This is a genomic window from Klebsiella sp. BIGb0132, from assembly GCF_024810075.1.
GTDB lineage: Bacteria > Pseudomonadota > Gammaproteobacteria > Enterobacterales > Enterobacteriaceae > Klebsiella > Klebsiella terrigena.
Genome location: NZ_JANUDW010000002.1, coordinates 29,506 through 44,314, shown reverse-complemented (window position 1 = coordinate 44,314; position 14,809 = coordinate 29,506). Strand labels below are relative to the sequence as shown.

Below are 14,809 nucleotides of genomic sequence, written 5' to 3'. Positions count from 1 at the left end.
CTTTTTTTTGATCAAAATCATCATCCGCACCTTCCCCATTTGGTGTTATGCCATGAGCAAAGTGTGAACAATATCACGCGCAGGATTGAACGGGCAGGATGCCGTGGGCTGACAAAGACGGGGTTGGAAAATGGCAATGGTAAAAGCAAGTTTGACGTTGTTTGGCGGTGATACGCTGGTGGTGCGTTGTTCAGAGCGCTGCCATATTCACCTGATGAGCGCGAAGGTTCCAGGCGACAGCCACGCGGATGTGCTGAGCGTGCAGGATCGGGACAGCGCGTATATGACCGTGCCCTACAGCGGCACCTGGAACGTGCTTATCGACAGCCACAGCCAGTCGCTGGAGCACTCAATCAGCTACGTTCCCGCCTGAGGCATGCGCCTGGCGCGTTGTGACTGCAGCATCAAACCTCTCTTCATGCCCGGGTCTCCCGGGCATTTTTCAGGCCAGCCCCGGCTGACCGCAATCGCCCAGCAGATTTCGCACCTTGCCGACCAGGTCGTCGAGGCAATCATCGTGCATGCCGAGCTTGCGCAGCTCCTGCTCGAGCGAGAAGAGGTACTGGGCGTTGGTGCCAAGCGGACCGCTGGCTTTGGCGATCAGCGGCGCGATCACCTGGGCGCTGGTATCGGCTTCGAACAGCGGATGACGCGGATCCATAATGAAGACCAGCGCGTTGACCGTCCGCCCGTCGTCGAGCTCCAGCTTGCACCAGGTCGGCAGATAGCAGCCGGTGATCATCTCCCGCTTCCACAGCAGGGTGAGCTCTTCTTCCAGCGTGCAGTCCGGCAGGCGATAGGCGACGCCGGTGGTGCGCCCGCCCTCCTTCAGCGCCAGCATGCGCCCAGGCTGATGCGCGCTTCCGCGCCCGGCGGTGAGCCGCAGGCAAAAGGCGCGGTGCCAGCCCGGCAGCGTACCGGTACAGGACTCGCGATACTCGAGGGCCGGGTTCCACATCAGCGAACCGTAGCCAAAAATCCATACCGATCCCGCGTCCGGACGACAGGCTAAAGTGGCTGCCAGGGAGGCTGCCCGTTGCTCTGCCGACCAGAGTAGCGATTCCTCAATAGCGCCAAACGCCGTTTTACAATCCGCATTGATTAAGAAATCACGTGTTAACACTGTCTACTACCTCCGCCACTGCCCGCTTCCCGGCGTTTATCTGATGCCATCCTTGTGAAACATTCTTATGAAACATTGCTGAATTATTATCCAGCTTTATTTGGCAATTAGCAATTAACGCCGCTCAGGCGCCGCGCGGGTAGCAGGATCGGCTATGACTTCCTGTGCCAGCGGTCATCGTCTCCCTTTTGATAGTCATGTTTTACCGCCGCCCAGGCCACTTTATGCGCCGTCTCTTCGCGGCTGGCGTCGCCCCGACGGTCCTCGCTATGCTTGTACTGGTCCCAGGCGCTATTAAAGGCTTCTTTATAAATCTCCTGAGCATGTTCAGGCAGGACGTGGCGGACGCTGTCGGGTAGGTCTTTTTTACTGTGATAAGGCATAGTGTTCTCCAGAAAGGGGCTGGAATTTAAGTCTGGAACGCAATATTGCCCTACGCAAGGCGGGAGGGAGTGAGAAGTTGACTTTAGTAATTATCTGAATAGTAAATATAAAAGCGCAATAACAGCAGGTTATAGCAATCTAACACCATTAGTGGTTGATAGCGGTAAATTTAAGTAAAAAAACCAATCAATTCACGTAATGTCTGTTATTTTATCAACTTACAGTATCTATAATTATAACACCTGCACAATATGGAGATGGTTCATGACCCATGCACATGAGGCGGTAAAAACCCGCCACAAGGAGACGTCCCTCGTATTTCCGCTGCTGGCACTGGCGGTGCTTTTCTTCTTCGGAAGTAGCCAGTCACTGCCAGTGGTTATTGCGATTAATATTCTGGCGTTAGTCGGCATTCTCAGCAGCGCATTCAGCGTAGTACGCCACGCGGACGTGCTGGCCCACCGCCTGGGCGAGCCCTACGGTTCGCTCATTCTAAGCCTGTCGGTTGTTATTCTTGAAGTTAGCCTGATTTCCGCGCTGATGGCCACCGGCGACGCTGCGCCGACGCTGATGCGCGACACCCTGTACTCGATAATCATGATCGTTACCGGCGGCCTGGTCGGCTTCTCGCTGCTGCTGGGCGGGCGTAAGTTCGCCACCCAGTACATGAATCTGTTCGGTATCAAGCAGTATTTAATCGCCCTCTTCCCGCTGGCGATTATCGTACTGGTGTTTCCCATGGCCCTGCCTGGCGCCAATTTCTCCACCGGTCAGGCGCTGCTGGTGGCGCTTATTTCGGCGGCCATGTACGGCGTTTTCCTGTTGATTCAGACCAAAACGCACCAGAGCCTGTTTATTTATGAGCATGAAGATGACGGCGACGACGATGACCCGCATCACGGCAAGCCGTCGGCGCACAGCAGCGGCTGGCACACCGCGTGGCTGCTCATTCACCTGATTGCGGTGATTGCGGTGACCAAGATGAACGCCAACCCGCTGGAGACGCTGCTGACCAGCATGAACGCGCCGGTGGCCTTTACCGGTTTCCTGGTGGCGCTGCTGATCCTCTCCCCGGAAGGCCTGGGTGCCCTGAAGGCGGTATTAAACAATCAGGTACAGCGCGCGATGAATCTGTTCTTCGGTTCGGTGCTGGCAACCATCTCTCTGACCGTACCGGTCGTGACCCTGATTGCCTTTTTAACCGGCAATGAGCTGCACTTTGGCCTCGGGTCGCCGGAGATGATCGTCATGGTTTCATCCCTGCTGCTGTGCCAGATCTCGTTCTCGACCGGACGCACCAACGTGCTCAACGGCGCGGCGCACCTGGCGCTATTCGCCGCCTATCTGATGACCATTTTTGCCTGATTCACCTCCCCCGGCCGCGCGACGCGAACCGGGGGAGGATGCATAAAAAAGCCTGCCGGTTTTGCAACCGGCAGGCTTTTGTCATCTCAGGGGCCGCTACTTGCTGGTGTCCAGCTCGTCAAAGCCTTTAACCAGATCGTCGATAGCCTTCATTTGCTTGAGGAACGGCTCCAGCTTATCCAGCGGCAGCGCGGACGGGCCGTCGCATTTCGCATGTTCCGGGTCCGGGTGCGCTTCAATAAACAGGCCGGCGATACCCACCGCCATACCGGCACGCGCCAGTTCAGCAACCTGCGCACGGCGACCGCCGGAAGCGGCGCCAAACGGGTCACGGCACTGCAGAGCGTGGGTGACGTCAAAGATAACCGGCGAGTTGTTGGAGGCTTTTTTCATCACCCCAAAGCCCAGCATATCAACAACCAGGTTGTCGTAGCCGAAGTTAGCGCCGCGGTCGCACAGAATAACCTTGTCGTTGCCGCCTTCAATAAACTTGTCGACGATGTTACCCATCTGGCCCGGGCTGACGAACTGCGGTTTCTTAACGTTGATCACCGCGCCGGTTTTCGCCATGGCTTCAACCAGGTCGGTCTGGCGGGCGAGGAACGCCGGCAGCTGAATCACGTCAACCACGTCGGCCACGGCCTGCGCCTGGCTGGCTTCATGAACGTCAGTGATGATTTTCACGCCGAAAGCCTGCTTCAGCTCCTGGAAAATCTTCATCCCTTCTTCCAGACCTGGCCCGCGATAGGAGTGGATGGAAGAACGGTTGGCTTTATCAAAAGAGGCTTTGAACACATAAGGAATGCCCAGCTTCTGCGTCACCGTCACATAGTGTTCGCAGATACGCATCGCGAGATCGCGGGATTCCAGCACGTTCATCCCGCCAAACAGGACGAAAGGCAGGTCGTTTGCTACGTTGATATCACCAATGCTAACCACTTTTTGTTTCATAAGATCGCCTTATCAGGGTGTAACCGGAATCATTCCAGATAAATACGCGTCATACCTTAAAATCGCCTCAGCGCAGCGTATTTCGCGTATATCGACTAATGCAATGTAATTTGTTTGTGCGAAATCGTGTTGATTTGCGCGCGGATCATTTCGCTGATCGGGTCTTCAGGACACTGTTCGACGAAATAGTTCAGATCCAGCAGCGCAACGTGGTCGCACTCGAGCTGGGCGTATATCAGCCCGCGGTCGCGAATTTCGTACGGGTCTTCCGGATTGAACTGCAGCAGCGCTTCGCTGGCGCGCAGGGCCAGCTCCATCTGCCGCTCTTCCATCAGCGCCGATTTTAAGGTGTCGAGCAGCTTGTGGATCACTTCCGCGTTATCCGCTTCATCAAGATCCTCATTGAATAGCTCGGCCACCGGGCTAATATTGCCCTTCAGCCACACTTCCAGCGTGTGCTCATTGAGCGTTTCCCCGTTGAACGGGTTAATCAGCCACATCTCTTCGCTGGTTTCAGGGTCCGCGCGCAGCAGCATCTGCGTCGGGAAAATCACCGGTACCACCGGCAGAGACATGCGCTGGGCAATCCACAGCACAATCGCCCCCAGCGACGCGGCGCTCCCCTGACGGTTAATCAATACCTTATCGATCCACAGGGCATCGGAAAGCCGGTAGACGCCGTGGGAGTCCCTGAAGCCCCATTCATGATAGAAAAGCTCCAGCAGCCGCTCCAGCTGACGTTCCTGATCCCACGAGGTCGCGATCTCTTCCTGCGCCAGGCTCAGCAGCCGCTCCAGTTCGTCCTGCACGTAACCCGTCGGAAAGTCGTCGCGGATCAATTCAGAAATGAGGACCATTCCATCGCACAGTGGCGCTTTATTAAATTCGAAATCAGCTAGTGACCTCATGACTTACCCCAGTAACGGTGTTCTTGTGATGGCGAGTTGTATGATGATGAACAACACCACCAAAGCCAGCAGGAAGGCGATAAACCTGCTCTGCTGGCTGCGCGGACGTCGACGGCCCAGCGCGATAAAACCCAATGCGATGTAAATAATAACGCCAAATAGCTTCTCAGTCAGCCATGTGCCGTCTTCAGTAAACGGCAGATAGTGCGTTATTGCCATTAATCCGGCGCCGCTGAGAAAGAGTATCGTGTCGCTGCAGTGCGGCACGATGCGTACCCAGCGGCGGTTAAGCCACGGGCTGTCGCTGTAGCTCCACCAGTAGCGTAACGCGAACAGGCTGACCGACACGACCACCGCCGCAATATGCAGATACAGCACTGCGGTAAACAGATTCATACGCCAACCTTCTTATCCATAGCCGGAAAACGTCCTAACGTCAGGCGGTCGTTATCGCCGTAATCGCGGCAGGTCACCACGTCGAGATATCCCGCATCGTGGAACAGGCCGCGCACCGCGGCGCCCTGCTTCCAGCCATGCTCCAGCAGCATTAAGCCGTCAGGGCTCAGGAATCGACGTCCTTCGCGAATGATGTGCGCCAAATCAGCAAGACCGCTATCGGCGGCAACAAGCGCCGTTTTCGGCTCGAAGCGAACGTCGCCCTGCGCAAGATGCGGGTCGGTTTCGTCGATATAGGGCGGGTTGCTGACGATGATTTCAAACTGCTGGCCCGCCAGCGCGCTAAACCAGTTGCTCTGCAGCACCGTCACGTTGGTGATGGCAAGCTGAGCCGCGTTGCGCGCGGCTAATGCGACGGCGTCGGGCATAAAATCGACCGCCGTCACCCGACAGTCTGGACGCTCGCTGGCCAGCGCCAGCGCAATCGCGCCGGTGCCGGTGCCTAAATCGAGGATCCGACACGGCGTCGCCGGCAGCCGCGCCAGCGCCTGCTCGACGAGACACTCGGTGTCGGGACGCGGGATCAGGGTTGCCGGTGACACCAGCAGCGGCAGCGACCAGAATTCGCGCTGACCGACCAGATGCGCGATCGGCTCGCCGCGCTGGCGGCGGCTCAGCAGCGCCTCCAGCTCGGCCAGCTGGCCGTCGGTCAGCGCCGTTTCGCCAAAGGCGAGGAGGTAAGTCCGCGCCCTGCCGGTCACGTGTCCCAGCAGGATCTCCGCGTCGCGGCGCGGGCTTTCGCTGTCGCTCAGTCGGGCAATCGCCTGCGCCAGCCACTGTTGAAAAATCATCATTCCTGCTCGGAAAGCGCTGCCAGCTGATCGGCCTGGTACTCCTGGACAATCGGCTCAATGAGCATATCCAGCTTACCTTCCATCGTTTCATCCAGACGGTAGAGCGTCAGGTTGATGCGGTGGTCGGTCACGCGGCCCTGCGGGAAGTTATAGGTACGGTTACGATCGCTACGATCGCCGCTGCCCAGCAGGTTACGTCGGGTAGACGCTTCCGCCTGCTGACGCTTGGCCACTTCGGCGGCGCGAATGCGCGAGCCCAGCACCGACAGCGCCTTGGCCTTGTTCTTGTGCTGAGAGCGTTCGTCCTGACACTCCACGACGATACCGGTCGGCAAGTGGGTAATACGAATAGCGGAATCGGTGGTGTTAACGTGCTGCCCGCCCGCCCCAGAGGAGCGGAAGGTGTCGATACGCAGGTCGGCCGGGTTGATGTCCGGCATTTCGGCTTCCGGCAGCTCCGGCATCACCGCGACGGTACAGGCGGAGGTGTGGATACGCCCCTGCGATTCGGTCGCCGGTACGCGCTGCACGCGGTGGCCGCCGGACTCGAACTTCAGCCGGCCGTAGACGCCGTCGCCGCTGATTTTGGCAATCACTTCTTTATAACCGCCGTGCTCGCCTTCGTTGGCGCTGAGGATCTCAACGCGCCAGCGGCGAGCTTCCGCGTAGCGGCTGTACATGCGGAACAGATCCCCGGCAAACAGCGCCGCTTCGTCTCCGCCGGTACCGGCGCGGACTTCGACAAAGGCGTTACGCTCATCGTCGGGATCTTTCGGCAGCAGCAGAACCTGCAGCTGCTGCTCCATCTCTTCGCTCTTATCTTTGGCGTCGCGCAGCTCTTCCTGCGCCATTTCGCGCATCTCCGGATCGTCGAGCATCATCTGCGCGGTTTCAATATCATCCTGCACCTGGCGCCATTCGGTATAACAGCGTGCAACGTCGCTCAGCTGCGCGTACTCGCGCGACAGCGCGCGGAATCGATCCTGATCGGCGATGGTTGCAGCATCCCCCAGCAGCGCCTGAACTTCCTCATGGCGTTCGTACAGAGCTTCCAGTTTGGCAACAATAGAAGGCTTCATAGGTGTGAATTAACCCTGTCCTGAAAAAAGAGAGAAATGGCGCTATTCCAGCCCGAGGCTGTTGCGCAGAATATGCAGGCGTTCATCGTCCCCGTCACGGGCAGCCTGCTGAAGAGATTTGGTTGGCGCGTGGATCAGGCGGTTGGTCAGCTTACGCGCCAGGTCCTGCATGATTTCCTGGGCATCACCGCCCTGCTCCAGCGCCGCCAGCGCTTTCAGCGTCAGCTCCTCGCGGACCTGTTCGGACTGGGAGCGATATTCGCGGATAGTCTCGCTGGCGCTCTGGGCGCGCAGCCAGGCCATAAATTCGCTGGTTTCCTGCTCGACGATCGATTCCGCCTGTACCGCAGCGGCTTTACGCTGCGCCAGGTTGTGCTGAATGATGTTTTGCAGGTCGTCGACGCTGTAGAGATAGGCGTTCGCCAGCTTGCCCACTTCCGGCTCGACGTCGCGGGGCACCGCGATATCGACCAGCAGCATCGGCTGATTGCGGCGCGCCTTCAGCGCACGCTCCACCATCCCTTTGCCAATAATCGGCAGCGGGCTGGCGGTGGAAGTAATAATAATATCGGCCTCTTTCAGCCGCTCATCGATGTCGCTCAGGGCGATAACCTCAGCGCCGACCTCATCCGCCAGCGCCTGGGCGCGTTCGCGGGTGCGGTTAGCTATGACCATTTTGCGCACGTGGTGCTCGCGCAGATGGCGGGCCACCAGCTCGATGGTCTCCCCGGCGCCGACCAGCAGCACGGTCACGCTGGAGAGCGATTCGAAGATTTGTCGCGCCAGCGTACAGGCGGCGAACGCGACGGAGACCGCGCTGGCGCCAATGTCCGTTTCGGTGCGCACGCGCTTAGCCACGGAGAACGACTTCTGGAACATACGCTCCAGCTCGCTGACGTTGAGATGTCCGCGGCTGGAGTCCGCAAAGGCTTTTTTAACCTGGCCGAGGATCTGCGGTTCGCCGAGCACCAGCGAATCCAGGCCGCTGGCGACGCGCATCAGATGGCTGACCGCATCGTTATCCTGGTGCCAGTAGAGGCTGTTGCGCAGATCGTCTTCATTAAGATGGTGGTAATCACACAGCCAGCGGATGAGCACTTCCTGCAGATTATCCTGCTCCTCAACGCTGAGATAGAGCTCCGTGCGGTTACAGGTCGACAGCACCACACCTCCCTGCACCATTGGCTGAGCCAGCAAGCTCTCCAGCGCCTCATCGAGCGTGTCCGGCGAAAACGTTACGCGTTCTCGCAGCGCTACCGGAGCTGTTTTGTGATTAATGCCAAGAGCTAAAAGGGTCATTGTGAGGGAGTAGTACCAGCGTTGCTAAGGTTAGTCTGAGCGCATCATACAGGATGCGCGGAATCAATAAAAGAGACGCTCCCCTTTTGGAGTAATAGCCAATGCGTAACAGCCACTAACGGTAATTTTTTGATTTCAGACAATTTGAACGTAGACGCTACCGCCGGGCAACGCTAGCATTAAGAGTTATTATTGTAACCCGCTACACAAATCGTGTGCGTATTCACCCTTCGCCGGATTTCACTGTAGACATCAAGGATTTGTCATCATTATGAATCGACTGCTCCGCCTGTTGCCCCTGGCAAGCCTGGTCCTGACCGCCTGTACCCTCAATGCCCCGAAAGGCCCCGGTAAAAGCCCGGACTCACCGCAGTGGCGTCAGCACCAGCAGGATGTCCGCAATCTTAGCCAGTTCCAGACCCGCGGCGCCTTTGCCTGGCTTTCCGACGAGCAAAAGGTTTACGCCCGTTTCTTCTGGCAGCAGACCGGTCAGGATAGCTATCGCCTGCTGCTGACCAACCCGCTGGGCAGTACCGAGCTGTCGCTGACCGCGCAGCCGGGTGGCGTAACGCTGATCGATAACAAGGGTCAGACCTACACCGCAACCGACGCGGAAGAGATGATTGGCCGCCTGACCGGGATGCCTATCCCGCTGAACAGCCTGCGCCAGTGGATCGTCGGCCTGCCGGGCGATGCCACCGATTACACCCTCGATCAGCAGTATCGTCTGAGCACCCTAAACTATACGCAAGACGGCAAAACCTGGCGCGTCACTTACGGCGGATATACCAGCGATACCACGCCATCGCTGCCGGCCAATATGGAGCTCAACAACGGCAGTCAGCGCATCAAGCTGAAAATGGATAACTGGATTGTGAAATGATGACCCGCTGGCCCTCTCCCGCGAAGCTGAACCTGTTTTTGTATATAACCGGGCAGCGCGCCGACGGTTATCACCAGCTGCAGACGCTGTTCCAGTTTCTCGACTATGGCGATACGTTAACCATTGAGGCGCGCGATGACGGCGAGCTGCGTCTGCTGACGCCGGTGGACGGCGTGCCGAATGAAGAGAATTTGATTATTCGCGCCGCCAGGCTGCTGATGCAGGCGGCGGCAGACCGCGGGCGGCTGCCATCCGGCAGCGGTGCCGATATCAGCATTGAGAAGCGCCTGCCGATGGGCGGCGGGCTGGGCGGCGGCTCGTCCAACGCCGCCACGGTGCTGGTGGCGCTGAATCAGCTTTGGGGCTGCGGGCTATCGGAAGACCAGCTGGCGACGCTTGGGCTGCAGCTCGGCGCCGATGTGCCGGTTTTCGTCCGCGGTCATGCGGCCTTTGCCGAAGGCATTGGCGAAGTTCTGACCCCGGTCGAACCGCCGGAAAAGTGGTACCTCGTCGCCCACCCAGGGGTCAGTATTCCGACTCCGATCATCTTTCGCGACCCCGAGCTACCACGAGACACCCCGATCAGGCCAATAAATACGTTGCTAAAATGTGAATTTCGCAATGATTGCGAGGTTATCGCAAGAAAACGTTTTCGCGAGGTTGATGCGGCGCTTTCCTGGCTGTTAGAATATGCGCCGTCGCGCCTGACTGGCACAGGAGCGTGTGTCTTTGCTGAATTTGACACCGAATCTGCCGCTCGTCAGGTGCTGGAGAAAGCCCCGGAATGGCTACAAGGCTTTGTTGCGCGAGGAGTTAACATCTCGCCGCTCAGGCTAGCCCTACCCTAAGTTGCTCCGTTTTAAGCGTGAGTAACGATAAGTACGCCGGGCAAATTGAGTTACGGTGACAACGTCACCCTGTTCCAGACGTTGCATCGTTCTCTTTAAATACACCGCCTGGATGAAACGGCGCCGCCGCACAGTTTTTGGCCCTTTTCATCCACCACTGGACGCATGCCTGAGGTTCTTCTCGTGCCTGATATGAAGCTTTTTGCTGGTAACGCCACCCCGGAACTAGCACAACGTATTGCCAACCGCCTGTACACTTCTCTTGGCGACGCCGCTGTAGGTCGTTTTAGCGACGGCGAAGTCAGCGTACAAATCAATGAAAACGTACGCGGTGGTGATATTTTCATCATCCAGTCCACTTGTGCTCCCACCAACGACAACCTGATGGAATTGGTTGTTATGGTTGATGCCCTGCGTCGCGCTTCGGCGGGTCGTATCACCGCTGTTATTCCTTACTTCGGCTATGCTCGTCAGGACCGCCGCGTTCGTTCCGCCCGTGTGCCAATCACTGCTAAAGTGGTTGCGGACTTCCTGTCCAGCGTTGGCGTTGACCGCGTACTGACCGTTGACCTGCACGCTGAACAGATCCAAGGCTTCTTCGACGTTCCGGTTGATAACGTATTCGGCAGCCCAATCCTGCTGGAAGATATGCTGCAGCTGAATCTGGATAACCCAATCGTGGTTTCTCCGGACATCGGCGGCGTCGTGCGCGCCCGCGCTATCGCCAAACTGCTGAACGATACCGATATGGCAATCATCGACAAACGTCGTCCGCGCGCTAACGTCTCCCAGGTGATGCATATCATCGGCGACGTGGCAGGCCGCGACTGCGTCATGGTTGACGACATGATCGATACCGGCGGCACGCTGTGCAAAGCAGCAGAAGCGCTGAAAGAACGTGGTGCTAAACGCGTCTTTGCTTACGCCACTCACCCAATTTTCTCCGGCAACGCAATCCAGAACATTAAAAACTCTGTGATTGATGAATTCGTCGTCTGCGATACCATCCCGCTGGCGCCAGAAATCAAAGCCCTGGAAAAAGTTCGTACCCTGACGCTGTCCGGTATGCTGGCAGAAGCGATTCGTCGTATCAGCAACGAAGAATCTATCTCTGCTATGTTCGAGCATTAATCGAGCCAGGCCAAAGAAACCCGCTAAGGCGGGTTTTTTTGTCTCTGAACCTTTTATTCCTCCACAAAATCATTCGGTATGCGTCAAGGCGGCAAGTGAATGAATCCCCGGGAGCGTACAGGTAGTACGTGACCGGAGTAAATGAACGCAGCCAACAAAGAGGCATCCCGAAGGATGACGTGGAAATGACTATTGCCTCCTTCACCTGCCATTTAGTTGACAGATGATGCGCCCATGGATGAAACATTATCGTGAACAGATTATTTTCCTCACACGTGATGCCTTTCCGCGCCCTCATCGACGCCTGCTGGAAAGAAAAATATACCGTTTCGCGCTTCACTCGCGACCTGATTGCCGGGATAACGGTGGGGATTATCGCAATCCCGCTGGCAATGGCGCTGGCAATTGGCAGCGGCGTAGCGCCGCAGTATGGACTCTATACCTCCGCCGTAGCCGGGATCATCATCGCCCTGACCGGCGGCTCGCGCTTTAGCGTTTCCGGGCCGACCGCCGCCTTTGTGGTGATCCTCTACCCGGTGTCTCAGCAGTTTGGCCTCGCCGGGCTGCTGGTCGCGACGCTGATGTCCGGCATTTTTTTAATTCTCTTCGGCCTCGCCCGCTTCGGCCGGCTGATTGAATATATCCCGCTCTCGGTGACCCTCGGTTTCACCTCAGGTATCGGTATTACTATCGGTACCATGCAGATTAAGGACTTCCTTGGCCTGCAGATGGCGCACGTGCCGGAGCACTATTTGCAGAAAGTTTCCGCGCTGATTATGGCGCTGCCGACGGTCAACGTTGGCGACGCCGCGATTGGTATCGTGACGCTCGCTATTCTGATCCTCTGGCCGCGCCTTGGGATCCGCCTGCCGGGCCATCTTCCCGCGCTGCTGGCGGGCTGCGCGGTGATGGCGATCGTCACTCTGCTGGGCGGCCACGTCGCGACCATCGGCTCTCAGTTCCACTACACGCTCGCCGACGGCAGCCAGGGAAGCGGCATTCCGCAGCTGCTGCCGCAGCTGGTGCTGCCCTGGGATATGCCGGGATCTGATTTCACCCTCAGCTGGGCCTCGCTGCAGGCGCTGCTGCCGGCGGCGTTCTCCATGGCCATGCTCGGCGCCATTGAGTCGCTGCTGTGCGCGGTGGTGCTGGATGGTATGACCGGCACCAAGCATAAGGCGAACAGCGAGCTGATCGGTCAGGGTCTGGGCAATATCGTCGCGCCTTTCTTCGGCGGCATTACCGCGACCGCGGCGATTGCCCGCTCGGCGGCCAACGTGCGCGCCGGTGCGACCTCGCCGGTTTCTGCGGTGATCCATGCGCTGCTGGTGATTATGGCGCTGCTGATCCTCGCCCCGCTGCTCTCCTGGCTGCCGCTGTCGGCGATGGCGGCGCTGCTGCTGATGGTGGCGTGGAATATGAGCGAAGCGCACAAGGTAGTGAATTTGCTGCGCTATGCGCCGAAGGACGACATCGTGGTCATGCTGATGTGCATGTCGCTGACGGTGCTGTTTGATATGGTCATCGCGATCAGCGTCGGCATCGTGCTGGCTTCGCTGCTGTTTATGCGCCGTATCGCCCGCATGACGCGCCTGGCCCCGGTCAACGTCGACGTGCCCGACGACGTGCTGGTGCTGCGGGTTATCGGCCCGCTGTTCTTCGCCGCCGCCGAGGGGCTATTTAACGATCTGGAAACGCGTATTGAGGGTAAGCGGATCGTGGTGCTGAAATGGGATGCGGTGCCGGTGCTGGATGCCGGTGGCCTGGATGCCTTCCAGCGCTTCGTGAAAAAGCTGCCGGAAGGCTGCGAGCTGCGGGTATCTAATCTTGAGTTTCAGCCGCTGCGTACCCTGGCACGCGCCGGCGTCCAGCCCATTGCCGGACGCCTGAGCTTCTACCCCGATCGCAACGCCGCGCTGGCGGATATTTAACTAGCGGGATGCGGGCGTTCGCGCCTGCATCATCACCCCTATCGCCTGCTGGAGCCAGCCGAGCACCGGCGGCGTCATCCACGTCCCCTTCATCAGATGCGGTTCGCACTCCATCGCGTGGCGAAACTTTTGCTGGGTCTGCGGGCTGGTTCCGGCATACGACTGGAACAGCTCCAGCCACTGACGCGCCAGCTTTTGCCCGGCCTCGGATGCCGGATCGGTCTGCTCAGCGCAGACCTGATGCAGCGCCGATACCAGCCCCGGCCACTCCATTAGCCGATCGAAATAGTGCTCACGGGTAAACGCCAGCTCCTCGGCGTTGAGATAGCGCGCCCAGATCGCGAGCTTGCTTTGCGCAAAGGCGTGGGTAATGTAGTTCACAATCTCGGGCGTAATGCCTGTTTGCGCGCGCATTTGCGGTTCCGTAGCGTGCATCTCATTGAGCCGGGTGAGAAATTCCGGTCGCCCGGCGGTATCTAGCTCCAGGCGCTCCATCCAGCGGGTGGCCAGCGCCATCGCCGACGGCGAGTCAGGCGGGCAGCTCTCCTGCATCAGCCGCTGCGCTTCAATAACCAGCGCCTGCCAAATTTGATTGCGCTGTTCATCCTGCTCGGCGAACGGCAGAGTTTGTAACTCCTGCGGACTAAACCAACGATCGTACATTTTCATAAGCTCCAGGGTCTGTAGCCAGGACTCCAGATCGGGTTCACGGCCGCTACCCAACTCGTCGCGGAGCAGCACCAGCCTTTCGCGCAGCGTTGAGATAGTGCGCAGCTGCGTATCGAGGGTGGTAATTTGCTGCACCAGCAGATCGGATAACGAAAGCGAACCGCAATCGAGATGCTCCTTAATAGCCGCGAGCTCCAGCCCGGCCTGTGCCAGCGCCTTAATCATATGCAGCCGCTGAACGGCCGCCAGATCGTATAGCCGATAACCCGCCGCGCTTCTGGCCGAAGGCGTCAGCAGCCCGGTCTGTTCATAGTGATGTAGCGTACGGACGGTCATTCCGGCGCGTTTCGCCAGCTCCCCCACCTGAATTAACATGACTGCTCCTTTTGTCTGCCAGTGGCGCTACTCTGCTGCCTGACGTTACGTCAGGGTCAAGCAAAGAGTTTATCAACAGGGGCAACAATATCAGCGGGGCGGCCGTTGCGGGAGTAAAATAAGCAGGAGTAATATAGTCAGCCAGCCGTTAGGATAATGGCTGGCTGCAGAGCGGATACGTTGACAAAATTGCACCCGTCTGGCGACAGGTGCAGATAACGCACTGACCTAGCTGTGGCGGTGCTGGTCACGACGGCAACGTTTGTCGTAGTGGCGCACCCACCAGTATCTGTCGCAAACCTGTTCATGGCCGCCAATACGCGCGCCGGCAAGCCAGAGAACGGCGCCGACGAAGATGCTGAGAATCGCGCCGTGCGCGAAAAACTGCGGCAGGTCAAGCTGCGGGAGCTGGTTTAAAATGGAGTAGCCGACGCCAACAACCATGACGACCAACCCTAAACCCATCAGTACATTACCGAGTAACGAAGCGTTTCTGCGTTTCATATGTCACCTCCGGAACCTTGGGTTGTCTGAGAATATCCTCAGAACTTATAGGTGTAGTATAGACAACGGGCAGAAGATTGATTGCGTTGGCGATCACATTAGCGAACAT

At 58.1% G+C, this 14,809-nt stretch carries 16 protein-coding genes; 6 read left to right on the top strand and 10 right to left on the bottom strand.

Features of this window, described 5'->3' with window-relative positions; all coding sequences use genetic code 11:
* Positions 1-130: 130 nt before the first annotated feature.
* Positions 131-373: a DUF1883 domain-containing protein gene (locus tag M2416_RS07060; RefSeq protein WP_076947669.1), complete on the top strand. Its 243-nt coding sequence runs from the start codon at positions 131-133 to the stop codon at positions 371-373.
* Between the two features lie 69 nt (positions 374-442).
* Here M2416_RS07060 and M2416_RS07055 read toward each other — a convergent pair whose 3' ends face one another.
* Both M2416_RS07055 and chaB read right to left on the bottom strand, forming a co-directional pair.
* Complete coding sequence (locus tag M2416_RS07055; RefSeq protein ID WP_076947670.1) at positions 443-1,123, bottom strand: gamma-glutamylcyclotransferase; 681 nt, start codon at positions 1,121-1,123, stop codon at positions 443-445.
* A gap of 152 nt (positions 1,124-1,275) precedes the next feature.
* On the bottom strand, positions 1,276-1,506 hold the full coding sequence (chaB, locus tag M2416_RS07050; protein WP_041146096.1) for a putative cation transport regulator ChaB: 231 nt from the start codon (positions 1,504-1,506) through the stop codon (positions 1,276-1,278).
* A 265-nt stretch (positions 1,507-1,771) separates the two neighbouring features.
* Between chaB and chaA the strand changes: the two genes are divergently transcribed.
* Positions 1,772-2,872, top strand: a complete 1,101-nt coding sequence (gene chaA, locus M2416_RS07045; protein WP_076947671.1) for a sodium-potassium/proton antiporter ChaA — start codon at positions 1,772-1,774, stop codon at positions 2,870-2,872.
* Positions 2,873-2,968: 96 nt separating this feature from the next.
* Here chaA and kdsA read toward each other — a convergent pair whose 3' ends face one another.
* The 6 genes from kdsA to hemA all read right to left on the bottom strand — a co-directional run bounded on the left by kdsA (position 2,969) and on the right by hemA (position 8,359).
* Positions 2,969-3,823 carry a 3-deoxy-8-phosphooctulonate synthase gene (gene kdsA, locus M2416_RS07040; RefSeq protein ID WP_041146098.1) on the bottom strand — a complete coding sequence of 285 codons (855 nt, stop codon included), beginning with the start codon at positions 3,821-3,823 and terminating at the stop codon, positions 2,969-2,971.
* Between the two features lie 95 nt (positions 3,824-3,918).
* A complete protein-coding gene (gene sirB1, locus M2416_RS07035; RefSeq protein ID WP_045858970.1) occupies positions 3,919-4,731 on the bottom strand; it encodes an invasion regulator SirB1 in 813 nt (270 codons plus the stop codon).
* A gap of 3 nt (positions 4,732-4,734) precedes the next feature.
* Positions 4,735-5,127: an invasion regulator SirB2 gene (gene sirB2, locus M2416_RS07030; protein ID WP_123708328.1), complete on the bottom strand. Its 393-nt coding sequence runs from the start codon at positions 5,125-5,127 to the stop codon at positions 4,735-4,737.
* A complete protein-coding gene (gene prmC, locus M2416_RS07025) occupies positions 5,124-5,978 on the bottom strand; it encodes a peptide chain release factor N(5)-glutamine methyltransferase (protein ID WP_259223950.1) in 855 nt (284 codons plus the stop codon). The genes sirB2 and prmC overlap by 4 nt, the downstream gene beginning before the upstream one ends.
* Entirely contained in the window at positions 5,978-7,060 is a 1,083-nt protein-coding gene (gene prfA, locus M2416_RS07020) for a peptide chain release factor 1 (protein WP_045858977.1), read from the bottom strand. Before prfA ends, prmC begins: the two co-directional genes overlap by 1 nt.
* A 42-nt stretch (positions 7,061-7,102) precedes the next feature.
* Entirely contained in the window at positions 7,103-8,359 is a 1,257-nt protein-coding gene (gene hemA / locus M2416_RS07015; RefSeq protein WP_041146103.1) for a glutamyl-tRNA reductase, read from the bottom strand.
* Positions 8,360-8,630: 271 nt separating this feature from the next.
* On the opposite strand from hemA, the gene lolB reads away from it, so the two are divergent.
* The 4 genes from lolB to dauA all read left to right on the top strand — a co-directional run bounded on the left by lolB (position 8,631) and on the right by dauA (position 13,152).
* Positions 8,631-9,242, top strand: a complete 612-nt coding sequence (gene lolB, locus M2416_RS07010; protein WP_041146104.1) for a lipoprotein insertase outer membrane protein LolB — start codon at positions 8,631-8,633, stop codon at positions 9,240-9,242.
* A complete protein-coding gene (gene ispE, locus M2416_RS07005; protein WP_259223948.1) occupies positions 9,242-10,090 on the top strand; it encodes a 4-(cytidine 5'-diphospho)-2-C-methyl-D-erythritol kinase in 849 nt (282 codons plus the stop codon). The genes lolB and ispE overlap by 1 nt, the downstream gene beginning before the upstream one ends.
* Before the next feature lie 183 nt (positions 10,091-10,273).
* Positions 10,274-11,221 carry a ribose-phosphate diphosphokinase gene (prs, locus tag M2416_RS07000; protein WP_004863536.1) on the top strand — a complete coding sequence of 316 codons (948 nt, stop codon included), beginning with the start codon at positions 10,274-10,276 and terminating at the stop codon, positions 11,219-11,221.
* Between the two features lie 251 nt (positions 11,222-11,472).
* Positions 11,473-13,152: a C4-dicarboxylic acid transporter DauA gene (gene dauA, locus M2416_RS06995; RefSeq protein ID WP_259222916.1), complete on the top strand. Its 1,680-nt coding sequence runs from the start codon at positions 11,473-11,475 to the stop codon at positions 13,150-13,152.
* Here dauA and M2416_RS06990 read toward each other — a convergent pair whose 3' ends face one another.
* Both M2416_RS06990 and ychH read right to left on the bottom strand, forming a co-directional pair.
* Positions 13,153-14,196 (bottom strand): MerR family transcriptional regulator, encoded by a 1,044-nt coding sequence (locus M2416_RS06990; protein WP_259222915.1) that lies wholly within the window; start codon positions 14,194-14,196, stop codon positions 13,153-13,155.
* Between the two features lie 228 nt (positions 14,197-14,424).
* Positions 14,425-14,700 carry a stress-induced protein YchH gene (ychH, locus tag M2416_RS06985; RefSeq protein ID WP_041146108.1) on the bottom strand — a complete coding sequence of 92 codons (276 nt, stop codon included), beginning with the start codon at positions 14,698-14,700 and terminating at the stop codon, positions 14,425-14,427.
* Between the last annotated feature and the right edge of the window lie 109 nt (positions 14,701-14,809).